This is a genomic window from Hominilimicola fabiformis (genome assembly GCF_020687385.1).
GTDB classification, from domain to species: Bacteria; Bacillota; Clostridia; order UBA1381; family UBA1381; genus Hominilimicola; species Hominilimicola fabiformis.
In genome coordinates, this window is record NZ_JAJEQM010000026.1 from 1 (window position 1) to 23212 (window position 23212).

The following is a 23212-nucleotide window of genomic DNA, read 5'->3' on the forward strand; positions in this document are numbered from 1 at the left end:
GGAAAGTAGAAAGTTGCCGGAACGAAGAATGCTGAAGATAACGACAAAAGTCGTTATCTTTGGTGTTTAAAGAAAAAGTTAGCGAAGGCTAAAGAGATATTCCTCTATAGCTCAGTTGGCAGAGCGCATGACTGTTAATCATGATGTCGCTGGTTCGAGCCCAGCTGGAGGAGCCACACAAAAAAATCAGAATAAGCCAATTACTTATTCTGATTTTTTGACTATATGGCCCGTTGGTCAAGCGGTTAAGACACCGCCCTTTCACGGCGGTAACGCGGGTTCGATTCCCGCACGGGTCACCAACATTTTAAAAAGCCTTTCTTGTAAAGGCTTTTTTTTGTGTTATTTTTATATTAGTTGCTCTTTTATTAAGTAGATAATTGTTGAACATATGCTGTGATTGTCTAATCAGTTTTTGTTCTAGTTTTTTTTATTATTGCCTTTCACTCAATAGTTGTGTTATATTTATCAATTTTTCAGCAAGAGTATCAAAACCTGATAAGGATAATTTGCTAAATTTAGCTGTATCATTTAAACATTTGTTTATTGACAATATAGAACTTAACCAATTTGACAATCCGTCATTTATAGGCTTGAATATCACACTGCTTATTAATCTGTATTGTGGAGTACAAATAATAATTGTTAAATATTGACGAATTTATAAATTGGGTGTATAATTACTATATAAATAAAGACAGGAGGTCATTAAAATGCAAGTTTGTCCTAAATGTGGATATGTTACAATGGACAACAATGATAAATATTGTCCAAATTGTATCTATAAAGCCGAATATGAAAATGTCGATGATGTTAGCAAAGGATTAAAAGAAATGTATGAAGAAGATTATGAAGATCAACTACTATTTGAATCATTTGGTATCAAACGTGACAACTCATATGTTCCTAAAACCAGTGAAGAACAACTTGCCGAAGAACGTGCCGAACGCCTAGCCAGAGAACATGAATACGAAAAACAACACCCAAATGCCGTCCGTTGCCCTAAATGCGGTTCATATTCAGTTGCAACAACGAATAGGGGATATAGTCTACTCACTGGATTTATAGGCTCAGGTAGTCCACGAAATGTATGCCAAAAGTGCGGTCATAAGTGGAAACCAGGGAAGTAAGAGTAATACCATAGGAGATGATAAAATGGAATTTAAAAAATGTCCTAATTGTGGATTAGTGTATAATGAAAGGGATACATATTATTGCGTAAAATGCAATATTAGATTAAAACCTGCAAGTGAAGTAACAAATGTTACAAACCCAGAATTGTCAGATGTATCAGATAGAATAATCGGAACTGTCTCCGTCGGCGGAAATAGCCCTAAATGTCCAACTTGTGGTTCAACAAACGTCCAACCAATAGGAGCGGGTGAGAAAGTAATATCTGGTGCATTGTTTGGTTTATTTAGCACTAAAATAAGAAAGAGTTACAAGTGTAATAATTGTAAGTATATGTGGTAAAAATGAAATATAAAAGGCGTATCAAGATAATGATACGCCTTTGCATTACCCACGTTTACGTGTCAATTCGATTGCTTCTTTACCTGTCATATGTTCTATCTTGATTTCAATACAGGACAGGGCATTCCACTCACGTTTAATTTCCTTTTCCACTGCGGTCACATCATTATTATACTTCAAACCAAAAACTTTTGCCGCGTGAAAAATTTCTTTATCTGTATTTAAAATGCTTGCTTTACCGAACAAAATAACGCTTTTAAAATAAGTTGTAAGTTCTTCTTCAACAACATCGTCTTTATCAACAACGCAAAGCGACACTTTATTACACTTGTTTATAGCGTCGATTTTATGACCGTTTTTTGCACTGTGGAAATATATTTTATCATTTGCATATACAAAATTAATCGGCACGGTATAAGGATATCCATTATCACCGACAACACCAAGTACGGCTGTTTTAGCAGTTTGTAATATATCAATACATTCTTCTTTACTCAATTCCTGTTTTTTTCTACGCATTTCTCTAAACATTTCATTCACCTTTCAAAATTATACAATTAAAAATAAGTACACTCGTTATACATCTTCTAAGACCTGACGATGTGTAACGAGTGCTTTGATTTATTCTACCCGGTGGCAGACTTATTATATTTTTTAGAATTATACCACAGTAATTTTTTTGTGTCAACAAGACTGTTAAAAAAGTATGAAGAATAGTTTAAAATTTGAATAAACTATGAATATTTCGTTGATTTTTTAAATTTTTTATGATAGAATGTAATCTACAAAAACAAAAAATTAATGAAAGGAAATTTACCATGGAAAAACTTTTCAAACTAAAGGAACACGGTACAGATGTCAAAACTGAGATTATTGCCGGTATTACAACATTTCTTGCAATGGCATATATTCTTGCCGTAAACCCATCATATTTGGGTGGAATTGACGGAATGTCAGCCGGAGCGGTATTCTCGGCAACTGCAATTTCAGCAGGTATAGCTACATTATGTATGGCGTTCTTTGCAAACTATCCTGTTGCTCTTGCATCAGGTATGGGACTAAATGCATTCTTTGCATTTACAGTATGCGGTGCTATGGGTTACAGCTATAAAGTTGCATTGACCGCAGTATTTATTGAAGGTATCATATTTATGTTGCTTTCACTATTCAAATTCAGAGAGGCTCTTGTAAACAAGATTCCTTCAAACCTTAAATTTGCTATCACAGCAGGTATCGGTCTGTTTATTGCTATCATAGCATTGCTTAACGCAAACGTTGTTGTAGCAAGTGAATCAACAACTGTTGCACTTGGTGAACTTTCTTCACCGACTGTTGTACTTTCGCTTGTAGGCTTGCTTATAATCGGCGCTTTACAGCATTACAAAGTTCCGGGCGGAATACTTTTAGGTATACTTATAACTTGGGTTCTTGGCATTATAGCACAGCTTGTAGGTTGGTATGTGCCAAATCCTGAGGCAGGCGTATATTCAGTTATTCCTCAATTCTCACTAAGTTCTTTTGAGGCTCCGAAGATGTTCCAATTTGACTTTGGATTTATAGCAAAGAATGTTCCTGCATTTATACTTATCGTATTCACATTCTTGTACACAGATATTTTTGATACAGTAGGTACACTTATAGGTGTAGCGGAAAAAGGAAAGCTTCTTGATAAAGACGGCTCACTTCCAAACGCAACAGGCGCTCTTATGGCTGACGCTGTAGGTACTGTTGTAGGTGCTTGCTTCGGTACATCAACTGTTACAAGCTACGTTGAATCAAGTGCAGGTGTTGCGGCAGGCGGCAGAACGGGTCTTACAGCAGTTACAACTGCAGTATTGTTCTTCATATCATTGATATTCGCACCAATCTTTACATCAATCCCTTCATTCGCAACAACTCCTGCTATGCTTTATGTTGGCTTGTTGATGCTTTCATCAATCAGACAAGTTAAGTTTGACGGTGATATTGCCGATGCAATCGGTGCATTCTTGGCAATCATTATGATGCCGCTTACTTATTCAATCGCTAACGGTATTATGTTCGGTATCGTATCATGGGTAATACTAAAGCTTGTTACAGGTAAGGCAAAGGACATCAGCGCTGTTATGTGGATTTCAGTTGTATTATTTGCAATCTACATCGGTCTAAAAGCAGCAGGCTTGGCTTAAGACACTTTGTTAATTTAAGAACACTCAAATTTTGAGTGTTCTTTTTTTATTAATTAATTGCAAAAATATTCAGTGTGTGGTATAATATAAATCACAAATTAATGAGTAAACGGAGAAAAACAATGACGTATTTTCTTAAAGAAGATTATGAAATATATGATTCATTGCCGTGCAGTGCGGTGGTGTTTTCTGTTGATGATAATTACAAAATATATTACACCAATGACACATACAACAACGAAAATTTTAATCAAGATAATATTATAGTTGAAGAAGAATGTCGCAAATTATTTGACGATACAATCCGAAGTGCCGACACTCCCAAGCGACTGTATTTCAAAAGCAAAAACTTGAGCGGTGACAGTATATATATTTGTATGTTTGCCGTAAAGCTTGATGATAAGCACATATTTGCATTGTTGTTTGACGACTCTGAAAACAAGAAGAAATTTATGGAGCTTGAAAATCAATGTTCAAAGTATATCATCGCATTAAGTGCGACAAATGAGTACTTTTTTGAATATGATTCTCAAAAAGATACAAACACGATATTTTATATGTCGTCTATCGACAATGAAATGTTGGAACGTCCTGTTCAGAATTTTATGAAAAATCTTGATAATAATACGTATATGTTTCAGGAAGATACAATACTGCTCAAGTCTTTAAAAGGGAGCCCCGTAAAAGGCGAATTGACGATTGACGCACGTATGCGTATGAATGACTCAGAGCCGTTTGAATGGTACAGACTTGTATTGAAACCGTCCGAGAAAACGAACACATATATCGGCTGTGCACGAAACATAAACGAAACAAAGAAAAAGGAAGAACAGCTGAAATTAAAAGCACATATAGATCCGCTTTCAAAAGTGCTTAACAGAGAAACGGCAATCGAGAAAATTCGAGAGAGATTGAAAACTCAAAAAATGAACGAAGAATGTGCATTTATCGTTCTTGATATAGATAATTTTAAAAACATAAACGATACATTCGGTCATTTGTACGGTGACGCGGTTATCGCGATGGTTGCGGGAAGTATAAAGAGTACGCTTGACAGAGAGGATATAATCGGTCGTTTTGGCGGTGATGAATTTCTTGTTTATATAGATAACACAAAACCGGAAAAGTTGGAGAGAAAACTTGAAAATATACGTCTTGCCATACTAAAAATGCGTATAGATAAAAATGACGAAAAAGATATTTCGTGCAGTATGGGTGTTACTTTGGGGCATGGCAGAGTTAAGTATGAGGACCTTTTCAGACAAGCCGACAGTGCTTTGTATATGGCAAAGACGAACGGAAAAAATCGCTTTGAATATTTCAACGGTGAATTTATTGATAAAAATGCTTTGACATACACCGGAATTATGACCGAAGAAGATGAAAGCGAAGAAGTTTCGGAAAATCACGATATAATAATGGTTGCACTTGAAATTGCGTCTAAATCAACCGATTCGGATAATGCCATATCAAATCTTATGCGTCATATCGGTGTTGCAGTTAATCTTGACTGTATTCAGATTATGAAATACGATATGATTAACGATAAAGTTGAAATAGAATTTCAGTGGTGGAAAGAACATGACGGTGATTATAATGTTGTGTTCACTGATAAAAAGAGCGGTTATTACGAGCATAATGACCTTGTTTTGTTTAAAAAGAGATTTCAAAAGGATAATATATTTAAGTATACCCCTGCATTTAAAGAGGAATTTACACAAAAATACAGGAACATATTTGAGGCGGCGGAACACGTTCAAATGATATATTCATCAAATACCGAAAACGAAGATGTATATTATGTTGTCTGTTATCAGTGTTGGGACAAGCAACGTATTTGGGAAAAGAACGAATTTGACGATATGTTTGAAATAACAAAGATACTGTCAATGTTTATGAAATCGTCACACATAATCACGGAACGTGAAAAATTCCTTCAAAATAAAGTTGATAATGACGATTACGGCGTATTTACGTTGAGTAAGTTTGAAGAAGAAGTCGGACGAATTACGAGAAACGCTCATGTGACAAACAAAAAAATCGGATTTGTTTATTTTAATTTTAACAGATTTTATGAGTTTAACCGTATTTACGGTCGTGAAGAGGGTGACAGAGTTTTAAAACAATTTGCAAAGTTCTTGCTTGTTAGCTCTGAAGAGGTATGCGTGAATTGTCATTTGAACGGAACGGATAAATTTATCAGTTGTTTTATGTTTGAAGAAGGCGTGGACTTAGAAACGAAAATACAACAAAAGCTTGAAGCTTTTTCCGATACGGTCGGAAATTATAAAGAATGTCCTGTTGTGATAACCGCAGGCGTCGCGACGATTAATCCGGGTGAAAACGTTACCGAGGCACTTGATTTGGCTAATCATACGTTGAAAGGTGCAAATGCAGAAAAAAGCATTTGCATAATGGCTAAGGAATAGTAGCCACTTGATTTTAAAAGTAATATATGTTAAAATGTAATATAGAAAGTATTTAATACAAGGAGGAATTTTAAAATGGATTTAAGATGTGCATCAAACCCAAAAGATGTAAAGCATTACACAACTGAAAGATTAAGAGAGGAATTTCATATCAGCGGATTGTTTACTCCGGATAATTCAAAAATGGTATATAGCCATATTGACCGTATTATCACAGCAGGATTTATGCCTGTAAAGCAAGAGCTTGTATTGGAGGCCGGTAAGGAACTTGCTGCTGACTACTTCCTACAAAGACGTGAAATGGGCTGTATCAATATCGGCGGAAAAGGTATAATCACAGTTGACGGTACAGATTATGAAATGAACCCTCGTGACGGTATATATATCGGCAGAGGCAATAAGGAAATTACTTTCAAGTGCGTTGACGAAGCAAACCCACCGAAGTTCTATGTTTCATCATGTCCTGCTCATAAGGAATATCCGACAGTAAAGATTGATATTACAAAGGCTAAGAAAGTTCCTTGCGGCAGTGTTGAAGATTGTAATAAGAGAGTTATCAATCAATATATCCACCCTGAAGTTATGCAGAGCTGTCAGCTTGCAATGGGTCTTACAATGCTTGACGTAGGTTCAAACTGGAACACTATGCCTTGTCATACACATGACAGACGTATGGAAGTTTATCTATATCTTGATATGGGCGAAAATGACGCAGTATTCCATATGATGGGCGAGCCTGACGAAACAAGACATATCATTATGCATAATGAAGAAGCTGTAATTTCACCAAGCTGGTCAATACATACAGGTGTCGGCACAAAGAATTACTCATTTATTTGGGCAATGTGCGGTGAAAACCAAGAGTTTGACGATATGGACTTCATTGAAACAAAGGACTTGAAGTAATAGGAGAAGTAAAATGTATATTGGAATGAGAGGTCATGACTTCGATACTAATACGCTTGACGCTTTGTGCGAAAAGTGTAAAGAGTACGGCGTTGGCGGTGTTCAGCTTGTGCTTTTGAGGTCGTTGGCTGATTTTAAGAAAGGTAATTTTACACCTGAATATGCTAAGTCAATCGGCGATAAATTGCGTGAAAACGGTATTCGTGTGCCGATTTTGGGCTGTTATATCAATCCGTCTGACGCAAACGAGGAAAGCCTTAATGAAAGCCTTGATTATTTTATCGAGAATTTGCATTATGCAAAATATATCGGTGCGGAAATGGTCGGTCTTGAAACTTGCCGTTTCAGTGATGACGATGAAATAAATAACTCCGAAGAAACATATCAGTATCTTTTGAAGAATATGAAAAAACTTGTTTCTGCGGCAGAAGAAATAGGCGTAAATGTGGGTATTGAGGGTGTTCATTTTCACGTTATAAATACTCCGACAAAGATGAAAAGATTGGTCGATGACCTTAATTCACCAAATGTCAGAGTTATATTTGACCCTGTTAATTATATCAATACCGCAAATTATAAAAATCAAGATGAAATTATTAATACTCATTTTGATTTGTTGGGCGAGAAAACAAAATTGCTTCACTTGAAAGATTTTAAACTTGTTGACGGTGAAGTTACTTATGAATTCCCGTGCGACGGATTGCTTAATAAAGATTTGCTTTGGGATAAGCTAAAGCAATATAATCCGGATATTGCAGTTATTCTTGAAGAAGTTAAGGAAGATCACCTTGCACAAGTTAAGGCTGCGGTTGAAAAGAGATTTGTATAAATAAAAAGTCTTGATGTGGGCGAATGACTCACATCAAGGCTTTTTTACTGTGGTATAATAGGTAGACGGTGAGGATAATAATATTAAATTGTATGAAGTAAAAGAAATAATCAACTTATAAATTCTCTTTTGAATGTTTGGAAAAATTCCGTTCGTGCAACACATCTTTTTTCTGTTTCGGAAGTAAATAAGATTAAAGAATATGTTCCGCAGACTATAAAAAGCGTAAAATATCTTGTTGTTGCCAAAACGGATAACATTGTCGGTTTTATGGGAACTTAAAATAATCGTTTGAAAATGTTGTTCATTTCACCACAGAAACGAGAAAAAGAAATAGGTAAACAATTTGTGCGATATGGCGTTCAAAATTATAATATACAGTAAGTAACCGTCAATGAAGATAACCTTAAAGCGGTTGGATTTTATAAACACTTAGGCTTTTAAATATATAAAAGAACAGTCTGCAACGAAGAAGGAAATCCCTATCTGCTTTTGTATATGAAGTTGTTGGGATAAAGTTTTGAATTTAGAAAGGAAGAATTATATGATTAAAATACTATTTGTCTGCCACGGCAATAGTATGAGTGTAAAAGACGTATCGCCTTTTGATTGGGTAAATCGGGGCAAATCATGACATTAGGAAAAGTCCCTTACTACGGTTTTACTACTATTCAGCAAATGAAAAAATATATATGTACATATCTTATTTTATTGTGATTAGACACCATACAGGTGTCTTTTGTTTTGAATGAACAAATATTGTATATTTTTGCATAATGCTGGAATTTAAAATTTTGGTTTTATTAATCTAACTTCTTTTGATTCATAAAAGTATTTCTAAATTAGTGAATTTTATTATAAAAAATTATTTTTGTCTGATGAAAGTATAAGTGTATCAATATTTATTAATATCTATTATATTTATAAAAGATTGCATAAAATCAATAGATTTATTCGATTTGTATGAAGATTTGAAAGATACATTAATAAGGGAAAAATAGTACATTGTTAAGAATTTATATCTAATGGATTGCCTAAAAAATTATAATAAATTTCTTTGAAAAAATTAAATAATTGGACTATAATAAAAGTAGTAGAAACATTTGTAAAAAGTTGATTGTGTTTATTATTAAAATATGATATATTGTATACAAGATAAATTGCTATTTAAGTGCTTATTAAATTGTTATACATACACTTTAATAATTTAAAAAAAAGAAGAATAGATTTAAAGGAGGTTATAATATGTCAGCGTACGCATATAGAGATAGGAATAGAACAGAGGTTATATATGCATCTGAGGCAATGACAGAAAATATAGATACGCTCTTTTTCTGCCCTAATAAAGATTGTACTGCACATTTGCATATATGTGCAGTAGATGGCAGTAGAAAAGCATATTTTAGAGCTACTTACAAACAATTTCCTCATATAGACAATTGTCCATTTGCTTCAAGTGCGAATCATTTTGATTCTGATAAGTTTAATGAAGAATTATTTTCATTCGATGATGCAATAAATAATCTTTTTTTGGTAAAGAAGGAATCAGAAAGGAATAAGATTCAGAGGAATATAGGAGAACATAATAATGGAGAAAACAACAAACAACCGATAAAAACATTACGACAGATATATTCAATGTGTAAAAGTCGTCCGGTGACTGATATGTATGCAGGTAAAAAAATACGAGATATGATATTGGATGATAGAAGTGCATATTACTATACTAAAGGTTGTTTTGGAAATAAAATCGTTGAAGCACGACGACAAGCAGGTCACTTTTTTGAAGATGAAAGCAAACGAGTTTTTTTTAAAGCACCAACTGAAAGTGGAAAATATACGTTTGTTTTGCAATTTGATGAAGAAAAAATTTATGGAAAAATTAAAACGGAAATTAAAAAAAATCGTGATAAACTTTTTATTGTAGCAGGTAAATGGGAAAGTGCAGAGAAATATAATCACTTTATTTCGAATATTTATAGCGACAGACAAGTAAAAGTGATTAGATAACTTGATGTATTGGTTTGTTTAAAAGATGTTAAAAAATGCAAAGAGTCTCATTTAGAATTGAGTATTACACAATATGACTAAGACATCTAAACCACTAATGATTTATCTGCGCTTATTGATGAATGCTCAGATTATATTTCATTAAATGCAATAGGTTTCCGTGTGAATTTGTATGAATTACTTAATGAATAGATAAAACATACAACACAAATAAGTTTATTATTTTTTCAAAACTGTCATTTTTGTAATTCCCGTCATTAAAGCAAAAACCGCCTTGAAATTCAAGGCGGTTCTCTAAAGAATAGTTATTTGGCAGGCGTGGCGTTCTCCTGCATCTCTCGGGTTACCCCTGTCGTTACCATCGGCGTGTGGATGCCACGAAATTGTCCACCTCAAATAACCTTATCTTATCCTACTAATATTATAGCACTTTTATTCATTTTTGTAAAGAATTTTTTTAGTACGAAGATAACGATTATATCTTTTATCATCAACTTTAAGAAAGGTTATAACAGAGTTTTTATAACCAATAGGGTCTTGTGATGTTTTTAATCGCAATATAAGTTGATAATTCTTACCGTTATCACAAATGTGTTTTAAAATAAATGCCGTGTTTGGTTTGTTAGCCTCAAGTATATAATCAGGACTTTCCAATATTTCATTTACATATTTAAAATATCGTTCGTAATCGTTAGGGTGACGTTCTTGTATATGCTCAATCTGTTGTTGTGTTATGATAACATCGCTTGTCTGTATATCAGCTGTCACGCATCGATATATTTCAATGTCTATTTTTCCAATAATATGCACAACTGTACCTACCGTTCTAATCTGTAATATTAAATAATATTATTATACATTATTTAATGATTTTTTACAAGATATTTCGTATTATCGACAAATTAAAAGTGTGACAATTTTGTGAGGGCATATAATAAGTGACACTGAATGTAGGGGAGAGTATAGTAAACGAATGCAACTGTATGCTTGCTAAATACATAATTTACAACAAAATGCAATACATACAACTAAGCTGATGAAATGAAGAGATATATTGGAGAGAACAAAACCAGAAATAAAAAGTCAATCATATAAATTTATTTTATACTTGATTTTGGTCATTTTATAGGAATTTTTAAATCGCAAATTGAACGCATTAGTAGAAATAAAGGTATTAATGGAACCGCTTTAGCTATTACAAATCTTCTTTTGTGTGTAGAGGTATATAAAGTTGGTCGATTTACACATGAAAAATAAAATGTCTAATAATGCTGAACTCGTATTATAATGTTCTGACATTGCGGCGGTAATTGATAAATCATAAATCGTACAAATTTCGAGAATCTTTTCAACAAAACTTCTACGATATAAGTGCTCTTTATTTGCCGATATTAGTTGCTTTTTTCTAAGTTTAGAGTTATATATGTAATAACAAAAGGTTATCGTACATGAAATAGGAGAAAAACTAAGATTATATAGGGAGGCAGTAATATGGCTAATCAAAAAGATATCAGTAGCATTAAAAATAACATTCCAATAAGCGAAAAATATATGTTGACAATATATGAGGCTTCTGCTTATTTCAATATCGGAGTAAAAAAACTCAGACGGATGGCAGAAAACAATGAAGGAAGATTCGCTTTCTACATGGGAAACAGATATTTGATTGTAAGAACAAAGTTTGAAAACTATATTGAGCAGTTGATTATGGACGAATTTGATGTGAATGAGGATGAGTAATGCGGGGGATAAGAAAAAGATATTAGGTAACAGACAGTTTTACAAACATATACATCTTGTAAGAATATTAATACACTTGCGAGTGGTTAGTAGAATATGGCTTACCGAGAAATAATGAAACGACAGTTGAATACTTAGAGTTTTGCTAAAACCTTAGCTCTATCATTTCAACTGCCATTTCATTATAAACTATCAGATTAATCTAATAAAGTTAATAAAAATTTAAACTATCTTGTTACAGTTTTTGCGTCAGTAAGTGGGATGAGATTTTTTAGAGAATCCCACCACATAATTTTTGCGGTATTGGTTGTAGAAAGCAACGGAATACTTATATTCTCCTATGGTAAATTAGTAGTACAACGTAGGAATTTACCGTTTGTATCAAACTCTGCAACCAAAATAATTTCACCTAAAGTGCTGTTTTTAAGTGTAACAGATAGATTTTCACCATTGATATTACAGTCAATTTCGGTATTAGGACTTGCCGTCGGACTTGGAGTTGCGGTTGCGGTCGGACTTGCAGTAGGATTTAATGTTGGAGTCGGACTCGGGCTTGCACAAGTCAAGGTTTTAAACTTGATACAATGAAAAAGGTTTGATTTCAAGCCTTTTTGCGTTTTTAGAGAAAAATTTTAGACTACTTTTGGTGAAATTTTGAGTAGGCTAAATTGATCCAGCCCCCTTAGAGATAATCGGTTAAAAGTGTATCCCTTAACATGCTATTTGACTGATTTTAATCGGTTGGATTTGCTTGTTAAAAAAGTTTTGTAGGACTTACTAATTGCAATTTTAGCTAAAATATGATATAATATCCTATATATTTTTATAAAAAATAATATCCGATTAAAATATAGAAATTAAGGAGATATGTATTATGAATAAAATGTTTAATGGCACGGAACGATTACAATTATTTGGCTTAGAGATAATTGCACTTATTTCTCAAGGTAAGTCAGAAATGATAGAGCAAGTTGAACAACATATTGATGATGGGGATTTAATTCAATATATTAGAGAAAAGTACAAAGATAATATGTTTAATACATTTGATGATGATTGCCCATATAATTTGGAGGATTGGAATCAAGCGTTTGCAGTATATAGTGGATATATACAAGGAAATGAAAGAAGAAAGTTTGGTATTTGTAATGATAATGAAGGATTATTATTAATAGTTGCATTAATACTAGAAATTTTATCTGGTAGATAGAGAATAGTTTGATTATGGATTGGATGGTTGTGACAGGGATTCTACGACAATGGAATTTTATTAAGACACGAGAGAATGAATAGAAATGGAAATATTATTGATTGGAAATGGGTTTGATTTAGAACATGATTTGCCAACTCATTATAAGGATTTTCTTGATTTTTGTGACAAAGCAAGAAGAATTTATACTTTTTATGACGACATATTATTATGTGAATATAAACAAAAAAATCTTGATAATTGGGAAGTCAATACATATATTAAGGAAATTTTGTTAAAAGCTTTTGAAAACAGAAAATACACGAAAAGAGTTAATGAAGATGGAACATATGATACAGAGGTTACAACTTCAAACAAAGCATTAGATGAAATGTATACTTGCATTAAACATAATGTTTGGTTTGAATATTTTTTGAATGCATCTTCTAATATAGGTGAGAACTGGATAGATTTTGAATTGGAAATATCAAAGGTTATTCAAGCGTTAGATTCTGCAAGATTTCAAGTTCAAGCAGGCGGTTCTGTAAGAAATGTTGAGAAGTATGAATCCCAAATGCTAATGAATATATTAAAATGTTCAAAGGGGTCGCTGCAAAATGCATATGGGAGTTCATCCCAAATAGATGTATTTACGAAATACTTATATACAGAGTTAAATATGTTGACACGTGCATTGGAAATTTATATTGCTGAATTTGTTGGAGGAATTATAGTTAGCAAGAGAAGTACAGATATAGAGAATTTGAATCCTGATCATGTATTATCATTCAATTATTCTGATACATATGAAAAGATATATGGCAAAGAAAAGAAGATTAAATATGATTATATACATGGAAAGGCCAATATAAATAAGAATGTAAAAACCAGCAATTTAGTGTTGGGTATTGATGAGTATTTAAATGACGAAAGAAAGGATTCAGAATTAGAGTTTTTGGTATTTAAAAAATTCTATCAAAGAGTATATAAATCTACCGACAATGATTATTTAAATTGGATAGACAGGATTAGAGATGAATATGCAAACTATATAGAAAACAAAAATAATATGTTAGAATCGTATAGAAACAGCCATTATTCAGTAATGAAGCATATTTATTTGGTATTTGCTAAAGAAAAGATTCCTAAACATAACTTGTATATTTTTGGTCACTCATTAGATATTACAGATAGAGATGTATTGCGACTATTTATTTGTAACGATAATGTACAAACAAAAATATTTTATTATCGAGAAAATGAGGAAGACAAAAGAACTCTTGGAAGATTGATTAAAAACTTGATACAAATAATTGGTCAGGAGGAGTTAATTAAAAGGACAGGCGGATTGCATAAAACTATTGAATTTATACCGCAAGCAATATCTTAGAATGAGACTAAATTAAATTTCAGTATTATTTTTAGAACTATACCGAGTATCTTTTCTGCGCTTGCCGGATTTATCCGTGGCAACATTGCTGCGTCGAGCATTTTCTTCCTGTACGGCATCGAATATTTCTTTTGAAATAATGGGGATATGCCCGTCTTTTAGAAGGAATTGCTCATAAGAATGATCATTGTAGTGTAGAAACAAAGGGGGGGAAAACTATGATAATTAAAATTGTATTTTACAAATCTTCATCAAAGTTTTATGATTCGGTTTGTACAAATTGTGGGATATTTGAAAACTTTATTCAGAATAAATCAGAAAATATATTAACTCTAACATTTGAAGAACTGAAAGAGCATTTTTTTGAATTAAAACATATTATGCTCACAATTAAAAATTGGTCTAAAACGGAATATTACATAGATGAAAAAGAAACTACAATTAGTGATATTGATAATCTGTTTACAATCTTAAATTGTGAAAAAAGTTATGAAAATGAAATATTATCTGATGAGTTTTGTTATTCGGGAGCTGGTTGGGGATGCAATTCGTTATCGTCTATATCTCTTAGGAAGGGGTATTATTCGTATCGATCAACGCTGTGTTGGTATGATATAGGTCATTTTGAAGGAGATATTTGGATTGTTGATAAAGAACGCATAATGCAAATCCTTACTAGTGAAACTACAACAAAGAATTTGAATTTATGTAAACATTTTCAAATAGATAAAATTGAAAAGACCGTAGAGAACTTACCTGATAAAATAGATGTTACTGAGGATGGAGAATGGGAATATAAATACAGAGAAGCTCCTATGGGGATGCAACAAACCGAAATTATAGGTATAAAGCCTAAGGAACAATACTCTTCATTTAGAGGTGGATTCTCTATATCTCTTGATGGAAACAATGATGAAAATAACGAAACAACTGAGGAAGAAAAGAATATTCCATCTACAACTTTTGACGATATAGGCGGTATAGATAGTATTGTTCAGCAAGTAAGAGAGGTCATAGAATTACCTCTAATTGCACCTGAACTTTTTTCACATTATCATATTAAGCCACATAAAGGAATTTTGTTATATGGTCCTCCGGGGTGCGGTAAGACTCTTATTGCTAAGGCAATAGCAAACGAGATAAAAGCACATTTTGTTTCTATTAATGGTCCGGAAATACTAAATAAATATATTGGTCAATCGGAAGAAAATTTGAGAAAGATATTTGATGAAGCAAAACATCATAGTCCAGCTGTTATATATTTTGATGAATTCGATTCAATATCATCAACTAGAGATTCCGATGGCAATCCCCACATGGCAACAGTTGTAAATCAGCTTTTGACTTTGATGGATGGCATTGATGAAAACAATCAAATCTGTGCGATTGCTTCGACAAATAGAATTGATATGATTGATGAAGCAATCAAAAGACCAGGACGTTTTGATTATGTTATAGAGATACAAAGACCATCTCCAGAGGGGTGTAAGGCAATTTTTAGAATACATACTGAAAAAATGCCTGTAGACAAACATTTTAATAAAGATGTATTTGTTGATAAATATTTAGTGGGTAGTTCGGGAGCGGAAATAGCTTTTGTTGCATCTGAAGCTGCATATAATTCCATTAGAAGAACTGTCAATATAAAAGAGTTGTTTGATGAAAAGTGTGATTTTGTAATTTCTAAAGAAAATATTTTAATAGAGGAAGATTTTATAAAAGCAGCAAAATTACTTAAGGATAGTAGGCAACGTGCTGATACTGCGAAATGGAGAAATATTAAGTAACAGGGGATGGGTAAATCTTGATAAACTGTAAAAGTTATTTATCTTTAGAACTATATCGAGTATCTTTTCTGTGCTTACCGGATTCATCTGTGACAATATTGCTACGGCGAGCCTTTTCTTCCTGCACAGCGTCGAACACCTCCTTTGAAATGATGGGGAGATGATCATCATTCAGAAGGAACTGCTCATGAGAATGGTCATTATTTTGAACTCTCTCATGCTTGGGAGTATAGATACTGTAGGTTTTAAAGACAAGGGCATTACCGATGTATTTTTCGTTGCTGAGCATTGTGTCGATGGTTCGTTTGCACCATTTATCTTTGCCAGTGGGAGATTTGATGCCTTGTCTTTCAAGTTCTTTAACAATGCCTAAGATGCTCATGCCGGAAAGATACATAGTAAATATATTTTGAACGATTTCTGCTTGCTTGCGATCTATGGTCAGTTCTCCGATGTCAGATTTTGTGTATCCAAAACATGCTCTGGAGTATATTTCAGAAGTGCCATCTTTCAGTCTTTTCTTTATAGCCCAATTTTGGTTATCTCTGCGATTTTTATTTTCTTCTTCAGCAAAGGCAGCCAATGTTGTTAATATCATTTCTGAATCTTCCTTGGAAGTATCAAGGTGCTCTTGGTCAAATATGACGGTCACATCAAGGTCTTTTAATTCTCTGAGAGTTTGAATAGTATCTAAGGTGTTTCGTCCAAAGCGGCTGATGCTTTTTGTCATAATTATATCAAGCTTTTTATTTCTGGCATCTTCAATCATGCGCTTAAAGCCTAAATGGTTATTTTTGGACTCTCCGCTTTTAAAGTCAAGATATATGTCAACAAAGCGCCAGTCAAGACGTCTGCTTAATAGCTGAACAAAAATGATACTTGAGCAGCCATACTATTTAACTGTTCTTGAGTGTTACTGCTCACTCGACAATATATTCCTACATTTTTGTATAGGGTAGGGAGAACAGGTTTTTCTTTTATAATTCTAACTTTTTTCGGTTCCATAATAACATCTTAAAACATGTGATTTTTCTGTAAAAATATTAGTTTAGCCTACTGAACAATGAAATTGTATCAAATTTATACACTATCTATTATACACGAAACACCGCATAAAAACAAAATATTTCGGTTAATTGTATTAAATTTATCCATTAGCCTAATCGGTGCATATGAAAACTTGAAAGATAATACAAAATTAAGGTAGTATGTTTAGATTGTTTATCATATTTCTTTTTATCGAATTCATAACGACATATTGATTGCACATTGTCATCTTTTTGAACCCATAAAGGCTATGGTTGAAGTATATAATTAAAATATTCAAACTATTTAATAAATAATTAAAACTTTTATAGCTAATATAAAGTAAAAAGAACGTGTTACCATTAAAAATATGATATAATAAAATAATATTTTGTAGAAAAATGTAAAAACATCTTGCATTTACTAAAAATTAGGACTATAATAAATTAAATAAGAGATATAAAAATTATATGTCAGATATATTATAGAAGAAATATGAGTAGGAAGTGTTTTTATGTCAGATACGATAATAACAGCTTTAGCTAGTGCAGGAGGAACTTTATTAGTAAGTATAATTACTCTTATTACAAATGCACTTGTTAAAAGATTCAAAACTAATTTATAAATTCAGCAAAAAGAAAAAATTTAAACAACGTATATAAAGAGTTAATTTCTATAGTTAATCTTTATCCTAATAATAACATGAATGTTTCATACAAAAGGGTTGATGAATATTAAAGTGAACTAGCACAGACGATACAATGGTTGCAATAGGACAAAATTAAAGAAGAAAGTATATGGGAAAAAGAAAGCTTCTTTGTTTGTGCAAAATAAACATTGGGGTTAATTGAAAAAACAGAATTTATTTATATATATATGGATTTAGTATAATTGAATATAGGTTATTTTGCAATGAAAGAAGGGGTAGAATGTGTATTAATACTAAATTGGAAAATGAGAATTGGGATGCAACAAATAGTTGGAGTGGCTATAATTATCAAGGTAAAATAGCCTTATTTGTGGTATTAAAGAAAATAAATGAATTGATTTCTATCGGGAAAGTTGATGAAATAGAGAAATATAGTATAGAATTAGAATGGCTGGAAGATTTTTCGATATTGTATAAAGATAATGACGGTGTTCAATACAAGACTATTCATCAGGTGAAAGCCAAAGATAAGCACAACATTACTGATTACGAAGATGCCTTGGTAAAACTATATTACAAGATTGTTAATCACAAAACTATTGAGTATGCGTATTTGCATGTGTGTAAGTCAATAAACTATGATGAAAATGAATGGAATGATAAAGTTAAGGAATTGATATTGAAGTGTAGTCATATAAAGGCATTGCAAAATATAATTATTTCTTATAAAAGTAATCCGAAAAAAAAAGATGAAGTAGAAAAAATATATAAATCAGGCAGAAAATCAGAAGTCAATAAATTAATTAAAGAGTACAACGAAAAATATTTTGAGTATAGAAAAATTAATGTTCATAATGTTGATAATATTTTGGACAGGATATTGTCGGATTTGCAAGCACAAATGTTGACGAGCCAAAATATACAAGATGAAGATATAAAAAAATTAGAAGTGTATTCCTATTCTAATGGCAATGTATACTGTGAATTGGCTGAAATTAATGATTTAATTAAGGTAGAAATCAATAGCTACTGGAGAAATACTGGGGCTGAAGGATGGAAATGTACTGATCAAAATTTTTGTGAAATGATCTTTTTATGTTTACAAGGATTAATAGACAAGCATATTACGCAAAGACATATTCAGTATAATAAAACCGCAGAGCGGAGAATAGGATTTAATCGGATTAGAAAGGTGCTTGATAGTGATGATTCGATAAAAAGATGTGAAGAATACTATTTATACAATATTAAAAATAAACTGCTAATGATGTGTGGGGAATATCATGAGTACTGTTTAGATGAATGGGACTCTGAAGAAGAAAGAGTAATGTTTTGTAAGCAGTGTGAAGTGAGTGCATTTTATGAACATATTTCAAGAATGAGTGAGGATAAAATCAGAGATTTAATACATACAATCAATCCGAATGTTTTAAAGAAAATAGACGAAATGAATTGGGCTGAATACTGTATTATTGATAGATACAAAAATCCGTTTTTTAAGGGATTGCGTGATATAAATTCTACATTTGAAAAAGATAGAGATTATATTTCGTATGTGGGGAAAAACAAGACATTAAATTTGTTGACAACAGTAGGAAATCGTGATGGAAGTAAAAAAGCATTAATGCGTGCATGTGGAGAAATTGTGGCTAATCCAAATTTATATGAGATATTAATGGATGTTAATTGTCTGATAAGTAGAGATTTGGAAACAGATTCAATTTATGATGGAGCAGGTGATTTTTTAAAGGAATTCGAAATTGAAGAGGAACACATATATCATTGTAAAAATATTAAGATGGAACCTTTAGAAGATGCAATTGTAGACATTGATGGAGGAATAGAAAATGATTAATGTTATTAAAGAAATAATGTTTGATTGTGCATATGAAAATGTAGTTCAAACAGAAATTACGTTTGAGGAAAAAGTGTATAATCTGAATATATTTAAACATAGAGAAGTTGAAAGTCAGATATTTATTGTGTTACAAATTTTAGAATCACAATTGGTTGCACAGGACAACTATAAAGATTTGGTAATTGAAATTGCTAATTATTTTAGAGAAAATGATATATATGTTCCGGATATGGATAAAAATACATCGCTAATCTACTGTGTTAAAAGAGATATTAAATCAAATAAATTGGACGAATTAAAGGTAAAGATAGAGGATGATCCTTTCTATTTTAAGAAATATGTATTTGCATACAGTGAGGCACAGTCAGATGAGTTTAAAAAATTACGTAAGCAACATAACTGGACAATCAACGAATTAATTCAAACATATATTTTTGATACCGAAAATTTTAGTAAGTTTAAAAAGAATGGTGATAATGAAAAAATATATAAATTGGTTTCGGAATTATTTATTAAAATCCCTATTATTCCAATAAATTTTGAAACTAATGGGGAGATAAAGAGTGTATCAGAGTATATGCTAGATATTAAAAAATGTAATGATGATGAATTAGATCGGTTGGATAACATTATTGAAACTTTGAATAGTCCGCAAGAGAACATGGAGCAGTTAGTGAACAAGGTATTAGAAGATTGGGGTTTCGTCGGTTTGGAGGAAAATAATGAATAGCACAATAGTTATAAACAAAATTTTCTTAGATAATTACAAGTTGTTTGAAAATTTTACGCTGGATTTAAAAAATGGATTGAATATATTTGATGGACCAAATGGATATGGAAAAACAAGCTTATTTGATGCCGTAGAATTTTTGATTACGGGTGATATAAAACGAGTAACAACCTGTGAGGTCTTAGATGGAAAATATAAATATCAGAAGGTGTTTTTTGCAAAAGATTATAAAAAAGATGTAATTATTAAAGCGGAGTTTTGCAAAAATGATAAAATATTTGTTTTAGTAAAGAAAATAGAGGGACATAAGGAGTGTAATAGTTCTATTGATAATAACCCAAAAAAATTGAAAGAAATAACAAAAACTTATCTTGTTTATAATTTTGATGATATAGAATATTCAGATGAATATTTAGTGCCATTAGAAGAATTGAAAAAGATGCAAACAGAACTTTTCGGAAAAACTTCACAGACTTTGTATACGTTGTTATATTATATTCAGCAAGAGGATAGGCTTGCTTATTTCAAGAATAATGAAACAGGTAGAATGGGAAGTATTAATTCATTGTTCCAGATTGATGATGAAAATCAGAAACTTAAGAGTATACAATCGGCTAAAAAGAAAATAAGTGATTTAGTTAAATATTTAGAAAAACAGATAGCAGAATTGCAGGAGAGTCTATATGCTGATTTTGAAAATGAATCAGGAGCACAAGTGAAATATAGAAAATTGCTTAAGAAGGATGTTGTATGGGATGTTGAGGAGCCGATTATTTCTTCCCCCAAATCCTTGGAGCATACTCTACATATTTTAGATGGTGTTAAAGAAATTGTATTAAATCAAGAACAGTTACGAAATGATTTAAAAAATAGTAAGTATAATGATTTATTAAATAATGCCATGTTAGAAACTCAATTAAAAGCGTATATTATTATGCGATATATACAAGATGATATTGAAAAGTATATTGAAAGCAAGAAGAAACTTCTGTTTCTAAAGAAGGAAAGTAAAAAAATAAAGGACTTAGATTACATAAATATTGAATATCAGCAAATAGGAAAATATGTTGATAAAGCAGATGTTTGTGATAAATTGGTTCAAAAAGTTTTAGAGTATCGAAAAATTGAAAAGAATGTTCAACAGACACAACAATCTATAAATGAGATGATTAGAATTCGTGAGCAGTTGATGAAAACTTCAGAAGAGGAGAATATATTTGAGGATGGAAAATGCCCATATTGTGGTTATGTTTGGCAGGAAAAAGAGCAGTTATTAAATAATATTGAAAAAACAACTAATGATGTAAATTCTCTTCTTGGAACGACAGGAAAGCAAATGAAGGAGATAGTAGATACTATTAGTGAAACTTTTCTGCAAAATGTGTGGGGTGACGCTGAAGTTTTAATTTCTGATTTAGAGAGTAATGTGTTGCTTAGTGCTTTTATGGAATTCGATGAAAGTGATATTGTACAGAAATACAAATACATAGAAAAATTTCTAAAAGATAATATGTTTGAGATTTCTTTAACGGATGAGTTTTCTGTAAATAATATGGAAAAGAATATTCAGCAGATTCAGAATGTTATAAAAAATGAAATATGTGTATTACCAGAAGAATATTATCAAAAAAAGAATGAGTACCAATTTGATAGTCTTTTAAAGGAATATTTTTTGTCAATAGAAGAGGTGGCAGAGTTGAAGGAAGGGGATATAGTACAGAAAGCTGAGTTTTTAAAATATAAATTTATTATACAAGAAAGAGATAAAAGCAAAAAGATAGAGAACTTAAAGAGGAAAAAAGAATGTATTGAAGGTGAAATTAGTAAAAAACTTAATCAATACATGAAAGATTGGAAAGCCAGTATTGATAAATATCAAGGCAATATCATTTCACAGGTTGAAATACCTTTTTATATTTATAGTGCAAGAATTTTACAATCGTATCAAGGCGGACAGGGCATATTAATTCGAGATAAGAATGGTAAAGAAGAATTAAATTCTATCAGATTTACAACACCTAATGAGGAACATGATATTTTATACACTATGAGTTCAGGACAATTATCTGGTATTTTGCTTGCATTTTCGTTAGCATTACATAAGATATTTATAGATGCTGGATTGAATATAATGCTAATTGATGATCCGGTTCAGTGCATGGATGATTTGAATATAGTTTCGTTTGTGGAATTAATAAGAACAGAGTTCCCCAATGTTCAATTCTTAATTTCTACACACGAAAATAGTTTCGCTGGGTACATTGGATATAAGTATAAGAAATATAATTTGCCAGTGCAAAGATGTAATTTGAAGGAAATAAGTACATTGTGACACGAGCAAATAAGATCACATCGGAAGAAAAGATTAGGATGAGCTGAGTAATATTTTGGATGCTATATATCGAACAAAGATTATCTAAATTTTAATGATAATTTTATAGCATGTCATAGGATTATATAACAAAAGAAAAAATGAATACAGAACAAATATTCGTGCAACATGTATTGACATTTGTGCACGGATGTTTTATTTTATACAGTATTGGGAGGTGTGATTGAGTGAAAAAATTAGTATCAATAAGTGTACGAGTTAGTAAAAAAGAGTTAGACAAATTTAAGTAGGCTACTAGATTAGTCATATGTTTCATATAGTAAATTTGTGCGAAGAATGACACTTATCGAGTAGCAAAAATAATAAAAAAGAATAAGAATGAACGCAGATATGTCAGATTCGGTAATATATCGAACCAAAAACTATGTTGATAACTGGGATGAAATGAAATCATATAGGCTGTTTGCTCTGGAGACTGGTTGGCACTGGTAAAAGGAGTATTCTTCAAGTTTTGTGTAAATACAAAATAGTGCAGAAAAATTTATTTAAGTGGACGGAATTAAATTCCGTCCGCTTTTACGTTATCAGAAAAATCAGCAATTGTCAATAGCTGATTCTATGAGAGTGTGAGAAAAAGTCTGTAAAAAATAATCCTTCTATGATAGAATATAAATAAATCATAGGAGGAATTTTTTT

At 31.7% G+C, this 23212-nt stretch carries 20 protein-coding genes and 2 tRNA genes; 19 read left to right on the top strand and 3 right to left on the bottom strand.

Going from position 1 to position 23212, the window contains the following annotated elements; translation table 11 throughout:
* The first annotated feature begins 100 nt into the window (after positions 1-100).
* From LKE05_RS13390 to LKE05_RS13405, 4 genes are all read left to right on the top strand, one after another.
* Positions 101-176: transfer RNA gene (locus LKE05_RS13390), tRNA-Asn, on the top strand.
* A gap of 51 nt (positions 177-227) precedes the next feature.
* Positions 228-302 (top strand) — tRNA-Glu (locus LKE05_RS13395).
* A gap of 411 nt (positions 303-713) precedes the next feature.
* Complete coding sequence (locus LKE05_RS13400) at positions 714-1130, top strand: hypothetical protein (protein ID WP_308457162.1); 417 nt, start codon at positions 714-716, stop codon at positions 1128-1130.
* Between the two features lie 25 nt (positions 1131-1155).
* Positions 1156-1473 (top strand): hypothetical protein, encoded by a 318-nt coding sequence (locus LKE05_RS13405; RefSeq protein ID WP_308457163.1) that lies wholly within the window; start codon positions 1156-1158, stop codon positions 1471-1473.
* 45 nt (positions 1474-1518) lie between these two features.
* Here the strand turns inward: LKE05_RS13405 and LKE05_RS13410 are convergent, their stop codons facing one another.
* Positions 1519-2004, bottom strand: coding sequence for a pyridoxamine 5'-phosphate oxidase family protein (locus tag LKE05_RS13410; protein ID WP_308457164.1), 486 nt, complete (start codon positions 2002-2004; stop codon positions 1519-1521).
* 287 nt (positions 2005-2291) lie between these two features.
* Between LKE05_RS13410 and LKE05_RS13415 the strand changes: the two genes are divergently transcribed.
* From LKE05_RS13415 to LKE05_RS13440, 6 genes are all read left to right on the top strand, one after another.
* A complete protein-coding gene (locus tag LKE05_RS13415) occupies positions 2292-3641 on the top strand; it encodes an NCS2 family permease (RefSeq protein ID WP_147514872.1) in 1350 nt (449 codons plus the stop codon).
* Positions 3642-3742: 101 nt separating this feature from the next.
* A complete protein-coding gene (locus LKE05_RS13420; RefSeq protein ID WP_308457165.1) occupies positions 3743-6070 on the top strand; it encodes a diguanylate cyclase domain-containing protein in 2328 nt (775 codons plus the stop codon).
* Positions 6071-6145: 75 nt separating this feature from the next.
* Positions 6146-6976, top strand: coding sequence for a 5-dehydro-4-deoxy-D-glucuronate isomerase (gene kduI, locus LKE05_RS13425; protein WP_117968860.1), 831 nt, complete (start codon positions 6146-6148; stop codon positions 6974-6976).
* A 13-nt stretch (positions 6977-6989) separates the two neighbouring features.
* Positions 6990-7805 carry a sugar phosphate isomerase/epimerase family protein gene (locus tag LKE05_RS13430; protein WP_308457166.1) on the top strand — a complete coding sequence of 272 codons (816 nt, stop codon included), beginning with the start codon at positions 6990-6992 and terminating at the stop codon, positions 7803-7805.
* Positions 7806-7934: 129 nt separating this feature from the next.
* Positions 7935-8087 carry a hypothetical protein gene (locus tag LKE05_RS13435; protein WP_308457167.1) on the top strand — a complete coding sequence of 51 codons (153 nt, stop codon included), beginning with the start codon at positions 7935-7937 and terminating at the stop codon, positions 8085-8087.
* A 963-nt stretch (positions 8088-9050) separates the two neighbouring features.
* Positions 9051-9815, top strand: a complete 765-nt coding sequence (locus LKE05_RS13440; RefSeq protein ID WP_308457168.1) for a hypothetical protein — start codon at positions 9051-9053, stop codon at positions 9813-9815.
* 432 nt (positions 9816-10247) lie between these two features.
* On the opposite strand, the gene LKE05_RS13445 is transcribed toward LKE05_RS13440, so the two are convergent.
* On the bottom strand, positions 10248-10625 hold the full coding sequence (locus tag LKE05_RS13445; RefSeq protein WP_176932128.1) for a PBECR2 nuclease fold domain-containing protein: 378 nt from the start codon (positions 10623-10625) through the stop codon (positions 10248-10250).
* 294 nt (positions 10626-10919) lie between these two features.
* Here LKE05_RS13445 and LKE05_RS14100 point away from each other — a divergent pair, with 294 nt between their 5' ends.
* From LKE05_RS14100 to LKE05_RS13470, 6 genes are all read left to right on the top strand, one after another.
* Positions 10920-11072, top strand: coding sequence for a restriction endonuclease FokI C-terminal domain-containing protein (locus LKE05_RS14100; RefSeq protein WP_373367888.1), 153 nt, complete (start codon positions 10920-10922; stop codon positions 11070-11072).
* Positions 11073-11306: 234 nt separating this feature from the next.
* Entirely contained in the window at positions 11307-11555 is a 249-nt protein-coding gene (locus LKE05_RS13450; protein ID WP_308457169.1) for an excisionase, read from the top strand.
* A 261-nt stretch (positions 11556-11816) separates the two neighbouring features.
* Positions 11817-12143, top strand: coding sequence for a hypothetical protein (locus tag LKE05_RS13455; protein WP_117968912.1), 327 nt, complete (start codon positions 11817-11819; stop codon positions 12141-12143).
* A gap of 286 nt (positions 12144-12429) precedes the next feature.
* Entirely contained in the window at positions 12430-12765 is a 336-nt protein-coding gene (locus LKE05_RS13460) for a hypothetical protein (RefSeq protein ID WP_308457170.1), read from the top strand.
* A gap of 85 nt (positions 12766-12850) precedes the next feature.
* Complete coding sequence (locus LKE05_RS13465) at positions 12851-14134, top strand: AbiH family protein (RefSeq protein ID WP_308457171.1); 1284 nt, start codon at positions 12851-12853, stop codon at positions 14132-14134.
* Positions 14135-14352: 218 nt separating this feature from the next.
* On the top strand, positions 14353-15921 hold the full coding sequence (locus LKE05_RS13470) for an ATP-binding protein (protein WP_308457172.1): 1569 nt from the start codon (positions 14353-14355) through the stop codon (positions 15919-15921).
* Between the two features lie 34 nt (positions 15922-15955).
* Here LKE05_RS13470 and LKE05_RS13475 read toward each other — a convergent pair whose 3' ends face one another.
* Complete coding sequence (locus tag LKE05_RS13475; protein WP_308457175.1) at positions 15956-16798, bottom strand: recombinase family protein; 843 nt, start codon at positions 16796-16798, stop codon at positions 15956-15958.
* A 1096-nt stretch (positions 16799-17894) separates the two neighbouring features.
* Between LKE05_RS13475 and LKE05_RS13480 the strand changes: the two genes are divergently transcribed.
* From LKE05_RS13480 to LKE05_RS13490, 3 genes are read left to right on the top strand one after another with little or no spacing between them, the layout of a single operon-like run.
* Positions 17895-19451: an ABC-three component system protein gene (locus LKE05_RS13480; RefSeq protein WP_308457173.1), complete on the top strand. Its 1557-nt coding sequence runs from the start codon at positions 17895-17897 to the stop codon at positions 19449-19451.
* Positions 19444-20184, top strand: coding sequence for an ABC-three component system middle component 1 (locus LKE05_RS13485; RefSeq protein ID WP_147515216.1), 741 nt, complete (start codon positions 19444-19446; stop codon positions 20182-20184). Before LKE05_RS13480 ends, LKE05_RS13485 begins: the two co-directional genes overlap by 8 nt.
* Positions 20177-22516 (top strand): AAA family ATPase, encoded by a 2340-nt coding sequence (locus LKE05_RS13490; protein ID WP_308457174.1) that lies wholly within the window; start codon positions 20177-20179, stop codon positions 22514-22516. Before LKE05_RS13485 ends, LKE05_RS13490 begins: the two co-directional genes overlap by 8 nt.
* Positions 22517-23212 lie beyond the last annotated feature (696 nt).

What these genes read in the sequence shown, in the direction of transcription:
- LKE05_RS13400 (WP_308457162.1), top strand. Translation starts at nt 714, where the DNA reads ATGCAAGTTTGTCCTAAATGTGGATATGTTACAATGGACAACAATGAT.
- LKE05_RS13420 (WP_308457165.1), top strand. Translation starts at nt 3,743, where the DNA reads ATGAGTAAACGGAGAAAAACAATGACGTATTTTCTTAAAGAAGATTAT.
- LKE05_RS13455 (WP_117968912.1), top strand. Translation starts at nt 11,817, where the DNA reads ATGAGATTTTTTAGAGAATCCCACCACATAATTTTTGCGGTATTGGTT.
- LKE05_RS13465 (WP_308457171.1), top strand. Translation starts at nt 12,851, where the DNA reads ATGGAAATATTATTGATTGGAAATGGGTTTGATTTAGAACATGATTTG.
- LKE05_RS13490 (WP_308457174.1), top strand. Translation starts at nt 20,177, where the DNA reads ATGAATAGCACAATAGTTATAAACAAAATTTTCTTAGATAATTACAAG.
- LKE05_RS13450 (WP_308457169.1), top strand. Translation starts at nt 11,307, where the DNA reads ATGGCTAATCAAAAAGATATCAGTAGCATTAAAAATAACATTCCAATA.
- LKE05_RS13460 (WP_308457170.1), top strand. Translation starts at nt 12,430, where the DNA reads ATGAATAAAATGTTTAATGGCACGGAACGATTACAATTATTTGGCTTA.
- kduI (WP_117968860.1), top strand. Translation starts at nt 6,146, where the DNA reads ATGGATTTAAGATGTGCATCAAACCCAAAAGATGTAAAGCATTACACA.
- LKE05_RS13440 (WP_308457168.1), top strand. Translation starts at nt 9,051, where the DNA reads ATGTCAGCGTACGCATATAGAGATAGGAATAGAACAGAGGTTATATAT.
- LKE05_RS13470 (WP_308457172.1), top strand. Translation starts at nt 14,353, where the DNA reads ATGATAATTAAAATTGTATTTTACAAATCTTCATCAAAGTTTTATGAT.
- LKE05_RS13410 (WP_308457164.1), bottom strand. Translation starts at nt 2,004, where the DNA reads ATGTTTAGAGAAATGCGTAGAAAAAAACAGGAATTGAGTAAAGAAGAA.
- LKE05_RS13485 (WP_147515216.1), top strand. Translation starts at nt 19,444, where the DNA reads ATGATTAATGTTATTAAAGAAATAATGTTTGATTGTGCATATGAAAAT.
- LKE05_RS13430 (WP_308457166.1), top strand. Translation starts at nt 6,990, where the DNA reads ATGTATATTGGAATGAGAGGTCATGACTTCGATACTAATACGCTTGAC.
- LKE05_RS13415 (WP_147514872.1), top strand. Translation starts at nt 2,292, where the DNA reads ATGGAAAAACTTTTCAAACTAAAGGAACACGGTACAGATGTCAAAACT.
- LKE05_RS13405 (WP_308457163.1), top strand. Translation starts at nt 1,156, where the DNA reads ATGGAATTTAAAAAATGTCCTAATTGTGGATTAGTGTATAATGAAAGG.